Origin of the sequence: Desulfosporosinus nitroreducens (assembly GCF_023897015.1) — a bacterium.
In the GTDB taxonomy this organism is placed as follows: Bacteria; Bacillota; Desulfitobacteriia; order Desulfitobacteriales; family Desulfitobacteriaceae; genus Desulfosporosinus; species Desulfosporosinus nitroreducens.
The window spans coordinates 98119-112310 of record NZ_JAMHFY010000011.1; the positions used below are offsets into that span (position 1 = coordinate 98119).

Below are 14192 nucleotides of genomic sequence, written 5' to 3' on the forward strand. Positions count from 1 at the left end.
ATACCCTTGTCATTTATCTACAAATATTAGCTCGAATTACATTATACCGTTTAAATACGCCTTAAAAAGACAGAATAAAGGTTATTTAAAGAATATAATTATGGCACGAAATTTGCAAACCTAAGTGAATAAGTATTAAAAATAATCACTTAATACTGAATTGCTTTTTGATTCTCAAAAAGTGTTCAAGGCAATGGTGCCTTAGATTAGTAGTAATAACTAACCTAAGGCACCATTTCGGCTATTTTGAAAGGAGAGATGTCCCTTATGTAAAAATAACTGATCTATGTGGTTCGTTGGTACGCGAATTGCATATGTCATTCTGTACCGGCTAAACAGTGGTGATACATGAAAATTCCCGGCAGTGAAGAGATTATGTAAAGGAGGGAATTGTTGTTAAGGAATCCATCAAAATGTTAAAGTACTCTGGATTAATATCTAGATGGAGGTAAAGAGATTCTTAAAAACCGCAACCGGCCTATAAGAAGACCGAAAAATGGTGGTTGGGAATGGTAATCCTGTTCTATGTCCTGTAATTAAAGGATGGGTCTTGACATGTTCCATTTGTAGCAATGCCATGCTTACAACTTACTCTCTAAGTAATCGAGTCCCTGTTGTATTTTCAGAAATTGTTATTCCGAGTTTAGAACATGAATTTGGAGGGAGAAACATGAACAAACTGTTGGGTGATTACGATAAGCCTTTATTTTGGCTAAACACTTTAGCTTTAGTCGCGATCTGCGGAATTGCTGTTTTCTTTACGGATCAGTTTGGTGCCTTTTGGAATAGTATTCAATCTTTTCTTACAACAAATTTTGGGTGGTTTTACACTTTTGTAGTTGTAGCGGCACTTATCTTTTGTTTTGGTTTTTCATTTAGCAAATACGGATCGTTGAAATTAGGTAGGGATTCCGATAAACCTGAATATTCTACCTTTACTTGGGTAGCTATGTTGTTTAGTGCCGGGATAGGTGTAGGAGTTTATTTTTGGGGAGCGGCTGAGCCTTTGTTTCACTATATGCAAACGCCTTACTTGGCGCAAGCTGCTACTCCTGAAGCCATACCCCAAGCTATGGCGATTACATTTCTCCACTGGGGTATTCACGGTTGGGCTTTGTATGTAATTGTTGGTTTAGGGATTGCCTTTGCGGCTTATAGATTAAATAAACCTCTGTCATTATCTTCAGCTCTTTATGGACTTTTAGGAGATAAAATTAAAGGTCCATGGGGGAAGATTATAGATTTTCTTTGTGCTTTTGCTACGGTGGCGGGACTTTCCACATCAATTGGTATGGGTGTTTTGTCGCTTTCATATGGAGTGGCAAAGCTTTTAGGTATAGAACCAACACTAACGATTAACCTAGTGGTTATGATTGCTATATTTATATTTTATACTTTCTCTACAACTGCGGGAATTGAAAAGGGAATGGCAAGAGTAAGTACTATAAATGTTTATTTGTGCTTTGGTGTGGCTATATTTGTGTTCGTATTTGGTCCATCTAGATTTCTTATAAATCTCTTTTTTGATAGTATGGGTCAATACGTACAATACATGCCATTTATGACTTTTTGGAATGATTCTGTTGGCCAAAGCGGATGGTTAGGTTGGTGGACAACATTTTATTGGGCATGGTGGCTTGCTTTTATTCCATTTGTGAGTGGCTTCCTTGCTAGAATTTCCAAAGGGCGTACTGTAAGACAGCTACTTCTTGGAGGGATGTTCTTTCCTTCCCTAATTATGTATGTATGGTTTAATATCATGGGAGGAACCAGTATTCATCTTGAAACAACTGGTGTACTCAATTTATGGGATGCAGTTCAAGCTTCCACTGAATCGGGTTATTATTTAATGCTAGAGGCATTTCCATTTACGACTTTAATTAGTGTGATTGTACTGATTAACTTGTTAACATTCCTAGTTACTTCTGCAGATGCAGGCTCAATTTATGTTGGGGTTGTTATGTCAAAGGGAACTGCAAATTCTACCTTAGGAATGAGATTTATCTGTGCTATATTAATTGCAACATTGCCGATTGCTCTAATTATCGGAGGTGGCTTAAAAGCCCTTCAAACAATGTCAATAGTTGCAGCTTTCCCTTTTGGCATAATAACAATTTTAGTCATGTTTTCAATTATCAAAATGTGTACGTTAGATAGTTCGCATCTTACTGATGATGCAATTAAAGTAGAAGAATAAGTAATAAGGAAATGTAAAGCCTTAAATAATTACGAAGTTTCGAAATTTTGTAGATTGGAATCCTTATATTGTTAAATTAAACTGCCCTAGGATTATTTAGCTCAGGGCAGTTTAATTTTAGTGTTGTAACGAAAATCTACCATTTTTCTACCAAATTTGCCATCAGTTTTTATGGTTACTGCAGTAACATGCGGAAGCCTGCTGCTTGGAATACCTTGAAACCCACGGAACCCGCTACCACCCCCAAGCATTAAGAGCATGTTTACGGAGGGGTGAGTATGCAATTAATCATTTCATTAATGAAATGATTAATTGCATACTTGAAATTTTTTTCTAAATTACTGACTTTTCAGCGGGAGAAAACCATTTCAAAATTGAATTGATACCCCTGTCATTTATCTACAAATATTAGCTCGAATTACATTATACCCTGTAAATACGCTTTAAAAAGACAGAATAAAGGTTATTAAGGAATATAATTATGGCATGAAATTTGCAAAAACTAAGTTGATAGGTATTAACTTAATACTGAAGTGCTTTTAATTTTCAAAAAGTGTTCAAGGCAATGGTGCCTTAGATTAGTAATAACTAACCTAAGGCACCATTACGGCTATTTTGAAAGGAGTGATGTCCCTTAATGTAAAAATAAACTAATCTATGTGGTTTGTTGGTACGCAAATTGCATAGAAAATAAGTTAGAAAGTTAAGCTTAACTGATCAGCGAAAAAGAATATCATTTTTGTATCATTCTGTACCAGCTAAACAGTGGTGATACATGAAAATTACCGGCAGTGAAGAGATTATGTAAAGGAGGGGATTGTTGGCTAAGGAATCCATCAATAAAATGTTAAAGTACTGTAGAAGCGGCGGTGTAGTATTTCAATATATTCTAGCGGTAGCTCAATAACTACTATATAAAAATGCGAATATTAGGAGGAAAAAATAATGACTAGTTATGCAGATGTAGCTCAGAGTGTGATCTCCGGTGATGAAGATTTAGTAAAGGAACAGGTGAATAGCCTTTTAGCAGCAGGAGAAAGCCCCTTGAAAATTATCGACGAGGGATTAATTGCCGGAATGAATGTCGTAGGAGTTCGTTTCAAAGCTGGTGATATGTATGTGCCTGAAGTTCTTATGTCGGCACGGAGTATGAGTACAGGAGTTGAGATTGTTAAACCGCTGATTGCTGTGGCTGATATGAAAGTCAAGGTTAAAGTGGTACTGGGTACAGTGAAAGGCGATCTTCATGATATTGGCAAGAACCTTGTTCGCATTATGATGGAAAGTAGTGGTCTGGAGGTTATTGACGTAGGGATAGATATTTCACCAGAGAAATTCATGGATGCAATTAGAGAGCATAACCCTGATGTATTGGCTATGTCAGCCTTGCTAACTACTACCATGGCTAACATGAAAAGTACGATTGATGTGTTAGTAGAAGAAGGTTTGAGAGATAAAGTTAAGGTAATCGTTGGTGGGGCGCCAGTTTCACAGGAGTTTGCGGATACCATTGGTGCTGACGGTTTTGCTGCAGATGCTGCCTCTGCGTCGGATCTCTGTAAAGCTCTTGTTGCAAAGTAGTAGGAGACTTATAACACCTTATTGCTTAATGTAAATTAATACCATTTTCATTTTGGATTTGCTCAGAAACCCATAGTTAATAGGAAAATATTGGTGTATTGTGAATGATATATTGACTGCTCATAGAAATGGGCTTTATGAAGTAAAGTAAGGTTGCTTTCGGCCATGTTTTTTCTACAACTTCAGTCAACTTGATCATAGAAGCATCAATAATTACAAGGAGGCAAAACAATGGCGAGCGATTTGAGTATACGGATTTTAAGTACAGATGAGGTCGAATTTTTAAAAGAGAAGATTCAGACACTACTAACAACAAAGGGATTTAAAATTGAACATCCAGAAGTAATGGAAATATTAAAAAAAGCGGGCGCGGAGGTATCAGAGTCCACTGGCTTAGTTAAGTTGCCTAAATCCTTATTTGAAGAAGCCTTAAAACAAGTTCCTCGTGAGTTCACTTTAGCAGGTATTGACCCTAAAAATGATTTGAAATTTCCTCATCCTCAAGGATTGTTCCATACGAGGACGTGCACAGGCGGTATGTTCTATCCTAATGAAAGTGAAAACGGCGAGTATCATCACATTTTGATCGAAGAGGTAGCAGAGTGGACAAGGTTAGTTAACTCCTTGGAAAATATCAACTTCTGGTCGTTGCCATCAACAAATCCTGTAGGTTTCCCCGCAGAAACTATTGATATTCATACACTTAATACTGTTTTACGAAATACGACAAAACATGGCTGGGTACAGCCCTATGAAGCAGATAATATTAAATATTTGATAGAAATGGCCGCTGCTGTAGCTGGCGGAAAAGATAAACTTCGCGAGAGACCCATTATCAGCGCGATTTGCTGCTCTGTTCCTCCCTTGACGTACAAATATATGGATATGAATATCATTTACGAATGCTGTAAGGCTGGGGTTCCGCTTCAACCTTGTTCTTTACCGGCGGCCGGTGCCAATGTCCCTATTACTCCGTCAGGAATTGCTCTGATGGCCTGCGCAGAGGTGTTGGCGATGATTTTAATGGCCCAAATTATTGCGCCTGGAACACCATGTGTGGCTACACCGCTGTTATTTGAAATGGATATGTTGACAACTGTCACTACACAGGCTTCTATGTCCACAACTATGGGAAGAATGATGGCCATGCAGCTCTTTAGTGAAGGATATGGTATCCCTTGCCATACTTATGGTACGGGTACGGATAGTTGCACTATGGATGGACAAGCTGGATTTGAGCAAGCTTCCATCAGTCACATGGTTGCTTTAGCAGGAGCCTCAGTCCTTGGCGGAGCAGGTCAGATCGAAACCGCTAAGGCTATCAATCCTATGCAGTTAATTATCGATAACGACGTTTTCGGATTGGTGAAACAATTGAAGGGCGGTTCTATCGTCGATGAGGAAGCTGTTGATTGGGCTGATGTCATAGCACTAGCCGAGCATGAAGGATTTGTGGATAAAAAACATACCTTTAAGCATTTCCGCGATGGTTACCGGACAAAAGTCTTTTCTCGCGATTCAAGAACAGCTTGGGTAGGAAAAGGCAGCAAAGACATTGCCGCGAGGGCTAAAGATCAATATCAATTAATAAAGGGAAATTATCAGCCCATTAACCTGCCTAAAGAAGTAACTGAAGAATTGGATGCAATCGTAAAACGCGCTGATGAAGAACTTGGCAAGAAAAACTAAAGGTCCTCAAGTGTGCTAACTTAAGAGCAACTCCGACAAGCTGGAAGTAGAGCTTTTAATATACAGGATGGGGACGAAATGAATTGAGAGACTTGGTCCCCATCCCCTTTTGGGGCATATTTTTCTGCACTATGAAAAACTGATCGGATGATGTAACCAACAAGGGCCATTATTTTTATTAAGGATGCGATTTTATGCCAGATCTAAGTGAATATTACCAACCGCAATCTTTGACCGCTGCTCTGGAGCTATTAGCAAAATCAAACGGTAAATTGATTCCCTTGGCGGGAGGGACCGACATCGTTCCGGCGATGGGAAAGGGGGAGCTAAAGGCCAACGGGCTAGTTGACTTATCTAAGTTATCGGAAATTCGGCGGATCAGTATGGACGACAGTGAGATAAAGATAGGTAGTTTGACTACCTTCGCGCAAATTGAGACTTCCCCCCTAATACAAGCGAAGGCGTCGCTATTGGCAGACGCTGCGGCTGCAGTCGGTTCACCTCAAATTCGCACTACAGGGACTATTGGTGGAAATATTGCCAATGCTTCGCCGGCAGCTGATACGGTTACAGCTTTGGTAACGTTAGATGCCCAGGCGAGGCTTGATTCCATTAAGGGATCTCGGCGTGTACTTGTGAGTGAATTATTGTGCGGAGTCGGAAAAACCAATATTCACCCCCAGGAAATAATCACAGAGATAACCTTTAAGATACCATCTACAGGTAGTAAAACTGGTTTTATCAAGTTAGGCCGCCGTAAAGCCTTGGCGATAGCGAGAATGAATCTAGCGATTATTGTAACCTTAGACAATGGGAAAATTAGTTTTGCCCGTGTAGGTTTGGGTGCCGTCGGGCCAAATCCTCGTCGTTATCCGGTTTTGGAGAATAGTTTGGTGGGGCAAAGTCCATCGGAATCTTTAATCGACGAATTTGCCATTGAGGCTGAACGTGAAGTAACGCGAGTTTTGGGTTCTCGGCCTTCAGCCATATACAAGTGTGAAGCTGTGAAGGGGATCGCTCGGGATTTGTTGAAAAAAATGTTCTCGGATAGTGGACAGGGGGTGGTGTGAAGTGGCTCAATTTCACTTAGAAATGAAGGTTAACGGCAAAGCAATAGCTCTAGACATCGATCCGGGATTGCGGTTACTAGATGTCTTACGTGATATTCTACATTTAACCGGCACCAAAGAAGGATGTGGAGAAGGGGAATGCGGCGCTTGCTCGGTCATCCTTGATGACGAGTTGGTTGACTCCTGTTTGATTCTTGCTCCTCAAGCTTATGGTAGAGAGGTAATAACGATTGAAGGCCTTGCCCTAAATGGAGAACTCGATCCTTACCAACAAGCTTTTTTAGAGGTTGGTGCCGTTCAGTGCGGGTACTGTACACCGGGAATGATCTTAGCTGCAAGAGTGTTGCTGAATCACAAGCCCAAGCCTTCCCAACAGGAGATAGCAAGGGCGATATCGGGCAACCTTTGTCGCTGCACGGGCTATGCAAAGATTGTTCAAGGCGTTGAAATAGCAGCATCTATTAAGGAAACGAAAGAAGGTGTCTCCCGTGCCTGAATATAGTATTATCGGCAAGTCAGTGCAGCGGGTTGACGGACCGCGAAAAGTTTCCGGGCAGGCTCAATATGCAGCAGATCTGAATATCCCGGGTGCTCTTTGTTTGAAAGTATTGCGCAGTAAGGTAGCCCATGCCTTAGTGAAAGAGATAAATGTAAGTGAAGCCTTAAAGGTTCCTGGGGTGGTACAAATTTTCACCCATGCCGATATCCCTGGGATTAATAGCTACGGAATAATAATCAAAGATCAGCCGGCTCTAACTAATAAGGTACGCTTCAAAGGGGATGCTATAGCCTTAGTGGCGGCCCAGGATGAAGCAAGCGCGATTATAGCTCTGAGCTTGATTGAGGTAACCCTTGAGGAACTGCCTCCAATTTACGATGTTAAGGCTGCAATGAGGGAGGATGCTCCGGCAATCCACGATAGGGGTAATAGTATCTCAGCCTATAGGGTAAAAAAAGGGAATGTTGAATCAGCCCTGAAACAAGCAGAAGTTATAATTACTGGGAGTTATACCACCCAACGTATTGAGCATTGCTATATCGAAACAGAAGCTGGAGTAGCCTATATGGACAATGACCTGCTGGTGATTAAGGCAGGTACTCAGAATCCTCATTATGACCGGCGTGATGTTGCCAGGGTCTTGGGCTTACCCATGAATAAAGTAAGGATTATCCAAACTACGACCGGCGGTGGGTTTGGCGGCAAATTAGATATTTCCGTGCAGTGTTTCCTCGGCTTAGCTGCTTTAAAGTTAGGACGACCAGTGAAAATTGCATATGATCGACATGAGTCTTTTATTTCTACTGGAAAACGCCATCCATTCTACATTGATTACACCACTGCGGCCGACAAAGAAGGAAAGTTGTCCGCCGTTAAAGTTAGAATCGTTGGAGATACAGGGGCCTACGCATCCTACGGCCCGGCAACTTTGCTTAGGGCTGCGGTACACGCAACGGGGCCTTATGAAGTACCTAATGTGGATATCGAAGCTTCTTGTGTCTATACCAATAATCCCTTTAGTGGAGCGATGCGGGGCTTCGGCACACCGCAAATGGCGTTTGCTTGCGAGAGCCAGATGGATTTGGTCGCCCAGGCTGTAAATATTAGTCCTGTGGAAATGCGTCGTCGCAATATTTTTCAAAAAGGTGCGGTTACTGCTACCCAGCAAAAACTGGATGCTAGTATCGGTATCGGAAAAACTTTAGAGGCTGCTTGGGAAAAAGCTCTCCAGGTAATGCCTGGCCTGGGGGATGAAAATATATGAAAAAACGTGGGTACGGTCTAGCTAATATGTGGTATGGCATTGGAAATACAGCTAACCCCAATCCTTCAGGTGCATTTGTTGATTTTTTGGATGATGGGACGGCTATCGTGTTGACCGGCTGCGCTGACATTGGGCAGGGTTCAAATACTGTCCTGGCTCAGATTGCGGCTGAGACCTTAGGTATTTGTATAGAAGATGTCGTCATCATATCAGCTGATACTGAAGTAACGCCAGATGCGGGTGCTTCATCGGCATCTAGACAAACGTATGTTTCGGGCAATGCAGTTCGCTTGGCTGCCGAAAAGGTTCGGGATCAGGTTATTGCTATAGCAGCCGAAATATTAAATTTACCGACAGAAACGGTAAACCTCTATCAAGGGGAGATATGGAATAGCAACGAGTCTAGTGGCGTGAGTATAAAAGATATTATTATCAAGTGCCGAAGCAAAGGTATCTTAACTCTAGGACATGGCTCATATAATCCGGTTACCACTATGCTGGATCCGGAAACCGGAAAGGGTATCCCCTATGCGACCTATGCTTTTGCCACTCAGGTAGCTGAAGTAGAAGTAGATACGGAAACAGGTATAGTAGAAGTCAAACAAATTGTAGCTGCCCATGATGTTGGTACGGCCATCAACCCACAAAATGTGGAAGGACAGATTGAGGGAGGCTGTGCTATGGGGATAGGTTATGCTTTGCTTGAAGAAGTAATTCTCAAGGATGGCGAAATACAAAATCCTGGCATGTCAACCTATCTGATTCCTACATCTTTAGATGTTCCGGAAATTCATACCATCATCATCGAAGAATCTGAAATTAGCGGACCTTACGGAGCAAAAGGGGTGGGTGAACCAGCCTTGGTGCCGACGGCTGCGGCTATTGCTAATGCTGTTGCCGACGCTTTGGGAATTCGCATTTATGATTTGCCACTAACCCCTGAAAGAGTCGTGGCAGCACTAAAATCGGCGCAGGAAGATAGTAAGAAAGTATAAAGCGAAGGAGACTTTCTGGGGAAAAGGCAGAAAGGATAACTGACGCTGTGGTGTCATTAACTAGATGCGTAGAGGAGGGGACTTTATGGGGATTATAGCACTAGTAAACATTGGAATGATTGTAACTGGGGATATTAAACAACCGCTCAGTAAGGCAACTACGATGGTTGTTCAAGATGGAAAAATTGCCAAAATCGGTAACGCTGATATTTTGGAAGGTTTTAAGGTGGAAAAGACGATTGATGTAGCAGGGATGACCGTTACCCCGGGCTTAATCGACTCTCATGTCCATCCGGTGATTGGAGATTATACCCCTCGCCAAAAAACCCAAGATTATCTGGATGGTTCCGTACATGGTGGAGTGACAACATTTATCTCCGCAGGTGAACCTCACTTTCCTGGACGTCCAAAAGATCCCGCTGGAACCAAGGCCTTAGCGATACTGGTTCATAAGTCCTTCAAAAACTTACGTTCATCCGGTTTAAAAGTTCATGGTGGGGCGGTAATTCTGGAAAAGGGACTTGTGGAAGCCGATTTCGCTGAGATGGCCAAGGAAGGGGTTTGGCTCGTAGGGGAAGTAGGCTTGGGAAGTGTAAAGAAACCGGAAGATGCTGTACCAATGGTTAATTGGGCCAAAAAATATGGTATGAAAATAGCGATGCATACTGGTGGGACTTCAATTCCAGGAAGCTCAACTGTTACAGCGGATGATGTCATTGCGGTCCAGCCTACGGTAGTATCCCATGTTAATGGTGGTCCTACGGCTATTGCTCCTGCCGAAGTCGAAAAGTTGATTAACACTACTGATTTGACGCTCGAGATTGTACAATGTGGCAATCCGAAGATTGCTGCTTTAACCGTCAGTAAATTGGCAGAGAAAGATGCTTTAGATAGAGTCATCTTCGGAAATGATTCTCCGTCCGGAACGGGTATTATTCCGTTGGGAATCTTACGGACGATAAGCTTTATAGCTTCTATAACGAATGTTTCTGCTGAGAAAGTTATCGCCATGGCAACAGGCAATACTGCTCGGGTCTTTGGTTTGGAGACGGGTCTTATCGCTGAAGGTAAAGAAGCCGACTTGGTGATAATGGATGCTCCCATGGGTTCAATAGGGAGCAACGCCTTAGAAGCGTTAGAGGCGGGTGATTTACCAGCAGTTGCTCTTGTAATGGTTGATGGAGTTATCAAAGTTACCAAGAGTCGTAACACTCCCCCTTCCGAACGTAATTATTCTGTAAAGTAATCTGTAGTTAATGGATGACAGGGAGGACTGAACTTCATGGCAGTTGTGATTGATAGTGAGATATGTAAGGGATGTGGTATCTGTAGTAAGGAATGTCCTAACAAGGCTATCCTTATTCAGGATAAAAAGGCTTTTATTCAAGATAGTTGTACTGGCTGCGGAATCTGTACTAGAGTATGCCCTTTCAACGCGGCTGCTGAGATCAGTGAGATTAAAGAAGGGGCAGTAAAATGTACCTCTTGTCCTGTACAATGCGAGGTTTTAGAAGGGTACACGGGAGCTTGCCAACGCTATAGAAATGATAGAGGTCAGCTTATCCGTAATCGGAAACTAGTGACGGATGTTATTCCAGGAGGCCCACTGATTACTGCAGTTGGGGCTGGAACTGCCTATCCATGCTGTCGACCAGCACCGCATATTGTTCAGGATACTATTGATGGTGTAGAGATGGTTACTGTCGTGACCGAAGCGCCTTTAAGTTACAGTGGAATTAAGGTTAAGATCGATACTAATTTGTTTGTAGGTGAAGAAGGCACTAAGGTTAAGCGTAATGGCAAAGTTGTTGGGATGGTTGATACTGAAGAGTACGGTTCTAAAATGCTCTCAATTGGCGGAGCAAATCTTCTTACAGGTAAAGATGGATTTATTGTTGCTCGAACCATTGTGGAAATCGCCAATGGAGAACGAGTGACGTTGAAAGTTGAGAATAACACCCTGGAACTTCAAGTTGGTTGTCCACCAATTATCAACGGGGTAGAAGATACAAAGATGCGTGTTGGTTGTGGAAGTGCAACGATTGGGATGTTTGCTGCGAAGCTCAAAGAAGTTGTCGATGAAGCGATCATTCTTGATCACCATGTGGTTGGCTTGCTCTCAGAGCATATGGCTGGAGAATCAGTCGGTATGAGCTGGAGCGGAATCATTCCCAATGCCAGACGGAGTACGCGGGGACGTTACTTCGGGGAACATGGCCAGGGCTGGGGTGGAACTAATATAGAAAATCCAAAAGATGCGATTAAGTCGGTCGATATGTCCAGGGCTAAGCCAGGTATGAAAGTCCTTGTAACCGAGACCACTGGAAGAATGGCAGCCCTATTCGAGGTTCAAATAGATGGTTCCGTGCTTGAAGTATCCATGACCGATGAGGTTAAGAGTGGAGTTGATGCTATCCGCGATACGTGTGAAAATGCACGAGTATCCGCTCTCTATGTTGGAGGAACAGGTGGAAGTGCACGTGCTGGAGTGGCGGTAAATCCGCTTAAAGTAACACAGGCTGTCCATAACCGAGAGGCATTATTAACCATCGGCGGTGCTGAAGTCTTTGTGCTCCCTGGTGGGGGAATTAACTTCATGGTCGATGTTGAAAAAGTAGTTTCCAAAGCTTTTACTTGGGTTCCCACACCGGCAACAGTAGCTCCGGTAGAATATACGATGTCCTTAGAAAAGTATAAGGAAATTGGTGGCCATATCCAGGCGATCAAGAAGCTGAGTGAGATCGTGTCTCAAGAGGACTCCTCCAGCTAAAGCCTCTACTCTGAAAAAAGCAGACTAGACAGGGGGACGGTTCTGTCGGGCTCTGGGGCGGAGCGCTTTTCTACACGCGTCTGCGAGTTCCGCCGCTGGCTCGCTGGACGGTTCGCGAGCGCGTCCGAACCTCTGGGTATTTCTGCATGTGAACCTGCGGCGCGCTACGGGGACGCGAACCGTCGGCGCTCGCCTTAGCGCGGCTTCACTGACGCATCCGCTTAGCAGAAAAGCGCTCCTTCAGCCAGTTTATTGAGTGAGTAAGCAGAACTTTGGGGGTGCTCTGGTTAGGTTTCGCGGAATCTTGCACGTGTTAGCATTTTTCATCATCTGCTGGTGCTACGGCAGCGGCATGGAGGGCTACTCTGAAAAAAAGCCCAGTCAGACCCCAAACGGCAGTTTCGCCTACAGGAGTGAACGAATCTCATGGAGAGGCGGTAAGGCCCACAAAGCTTGGGCGGGGAAGCGCAGCCACGGGTTCACTCCAGGTATTACCCGGAGGTTTGGCGAAGCTCCCGCGCAAGCGCGTGGGCGAGCCTCGGAATGTTGAGTGAACGGATGTGGGTGAAACTGCCCGACCCAAGCGACCCGTTTTCATCCTCTGCTGGTGCTGAGGCAGCGGCATGGGGGGCTATCCCCGAAGGAACTTCGTGGTGAAGGAGGTGTCTTCCCAAATGATTAATGTCTTAGCCGAAGATCGAGTCTTCCTGAATTATGGACCGGTTCAAATGATGTTAATGGCCCAGGCACATGGACGGGTAATCACAAGGCAACTGCAAGAGGCAGCCGAGTATGTGATCAAGATTCTGTCAGAATTGGCCGAAGTTCAAAAACAAGCAAAAGATGTTTTAACATTGAATGAAGCGGATCTTAATGTCTATCCCTTGCCTTTACGGTTGATGGTCGAGGCTGTATTGGAAACCGGAGATCGGACCTTAACGCCCATGGCAGCGGTAGCGGGTACTTTTGCGGACTTAGCAGGTGACTGGTTGGTGGAAAAAGGTGCCTCAAAGGTCATGATTAATAACGGCGGGGATATTGCGCTAAGATTGCAAGGAAACGAAAAGACGAAGCTGGGGCTGACGCCGAGTATTGAAGCTTCAGGGTATAGCCATATTCTTAACCTTACAGCTGAAGCTGGAATTGGGGGAGTCGCAACCAGTGGCTTGGGAGGGCGCAGCTTTACAAAGGGCATCGCCAGTGCTGTGACGGTTGTTGCAAAGACTGCTCGAGTCGCCGATGCCTGTGCGACGCTGATAGCTAATCATTGTTTTACTGAAGATCCGGGCATTTCAAGATTGCCAGCTGAATTATTGGATCCAAATACGGATATACCCGGTCATCTGGTGACAGTTAGGATAGGGGATTTAAGCCCTCAAACTAAGGTGAAAGCTTTGGAAAATGGCTTGCGAAAGGCTATAGAACTTAAGTCTCAAGGCCGTATTCACGGTGCCGTACTCTTTCTTGATGACTTGGTGATGATGATACCTGATAACTTGTGTCAAGCAGCAAAACTTGAAGGAGGAAATCAAGATGGAAATTCGTAAAATTGTAACGGTCGTTGAAGAAACTCATAAAGATGGCGAAAAGACTGTTGTAAACCCCACACGAAAGGCGGCTGCTATGGCCGTTATCAAAAATCCATTTGCAGGACAGTACGTGGAAGATTTAACAGAGCTGATGGAAATCGGTGAACAATTGGGTTCGATGCTCGCTGAACGGGCAGTAAAAGCACTGGGAATTGCCAAAGAAGATGTTGAGAGCTACGGCAAGGGAGCAATTATTGGAGAAAAGGGTGAACTTGAACACGCCGCTGCTATTTTACATCCTCGTTTAGGCAAACCTTTTCGGGATGAGGTTGGAGGAGGTAAAGCAATTATCCCTTCTGCTAAGAAACTTGGCGGAATCGGAACAGGCTTAGATGTACCTGTTCATTACAAAGATGCAGCTTTCGTACGTACACACTACGATGCTATGGAAGTGAGAATTGCGGATGCTCCTAGAGCGGATGAGTTGGTTGTTGCGCTAGTTGTTACGGATGCAGGGCGTCCGCATCCTCGAATCGGTGGTTTACAAAAAAGCGAAGTTAAAGGTGAAGACGGACTTAGATAAGTAACCGATGTATAA

Annotated in this window: 11 protein-coding genes; all 11 read left to right on the top strand. The window is 43.7% G+C overall.

The window, feature by feature from the left end; translation table 11 throughout:
* The first annotated feature begins 670 nt into the window (after positions 1–670).
* The 11 genes from M8E35_RS13590 to M8E35_RS13640 all read left to right on the top strand — a co-directional run bounded on the left by M8E35_RS13590 (position 671) and on the right by M8E35_RS13640 (position 14177).
* Positions 671–2197, top strand: coding sequence for a BCCT family transporter (locus M8E35_RS13590; protein WP_252469691.1), 1527 nt, complete (start codon positions 671–673; stop codon positions 2195–2197).
* A 945-nt stretch (positions 2198–3142) separates the two neighbouring features.
* Entirely contained in the window at positions 3143–3778 is a 636-nt protein-coding gene (locus M8E35_RS13595; RefSeq protein ID WP_252469692.1) for a cobalamin B12-binding domain-containing protein, read from the top strand.
* Between the two features lie 231 nt (positions 3779–4009).
* Positions 4010–5467 (top strand): trimethylamine methyltransferase family protein, encoded by a 1458-nt coding sequence (locus M8E35_RS13600; RefSeq protein ID WP_252469693.1) that lies wholly within the window; start codon positions 4010–4012, stop codon positions 5465–5467.
* A 194-nt stretch (positions 5468–5661) separates the two neighbouring features.
* Positions 5662–6537, top strand: a complete 876-nt coding sequence (locus M8E35_RS13605; protein WP_252469694.1) for an FAD binding domain-containing protein — start codon at positions 5662–5664, stop codon at positions 6535–6537.
* Position 6538: 1 nt separating this feature from the next.
* Positions 6539–7033 carry a (2Fe-2S)-binding protein gene (locus M8E35_RS13610; RefSeq protein WP_252469695.1) on the top strand — a complete coding sequence of 165 codons (495 nt, stop codon included), beginning with the start codon at positions 6539–6541 and terminating at the stop codon, positions 7031–7033.
* Complete coding sequence (locus tag M8E35_RS13615; protein ID WP_252469696.1) at positions 7026–8300, top strand: xanthine dehydrogenase family protein molybdopterin-binding subunit; 1275 nt, start codon at positions 7026–7028, stop codon at positions 8298–8300. The genes M8E35_RS13610 and M8E35_RS13615 overlap by 8 nt, the downstream gene beginning before the upstream one ends.
* A complete protein-coding gene (locus M8E35_RS13620) occupies positions 8297–9295 on the top strand; it encodes a xanthine dehydrogenase family protein molybdopterin-binding subunit (RefSeq protein WP_252469697.1) in 999 nt (332 codons plus the stop codon). The genes M8E35_RS13615 and M8E35_RS13620 overlap by 4 nt, the downstream gene beginning before the upstream one ends.
* Positions 9296–9380: 85 nt before the next feature.
* Positions 9381–10541 carry an amidohydrolase family protein gene (locus tag M8E35_RS13625; protein WP_252469698.1) on the top strand — a complete coding sequence of 387 codons (1161 nt, stop codon included), beginning with the start codon at positions 9381–9383 and terminating at the stop codon, positions 10539–10541.
* A 36-nt stretch (positions 10542–10577) separates the two neighbouring features.
* Entirely contained in the window at positions 10578–12065 is a 1488-nt protein-coding gene (locus tag M8E35_RS13630) for a ferredoxin family protein (protein WP_252469699.1), read from the top strand.
* Positions 12066–12739: 674 nt separating this feature from the next.
* The gene (locus M8E35_RS13635) at positions 12740–13612 is read left to right on the top strand and encodes a UPF0280 family protein (RefSeq protein WP_252469701.1); all 873 of its coding nucleotides are present in this window, start codon (positions 12740–12742) and stop codon (positions 13610–13612) included.
* Positions 13599–14177, top strand: a complete 579-nt coding sequence (locus tag M8E35_RS13640) for an amino acid synthesis family protein (RefSeq protein ID WP_252469702.1) — start codon at positions 13599–13601, stop codon at positions 14175–14177. Before M8E35_RS13635 ends, M8E35_RS13640 begins: the two co-directional genes overlap by 14 nt.
* Positions 14178–14192 lie beyond the last annotated feature (15 nt).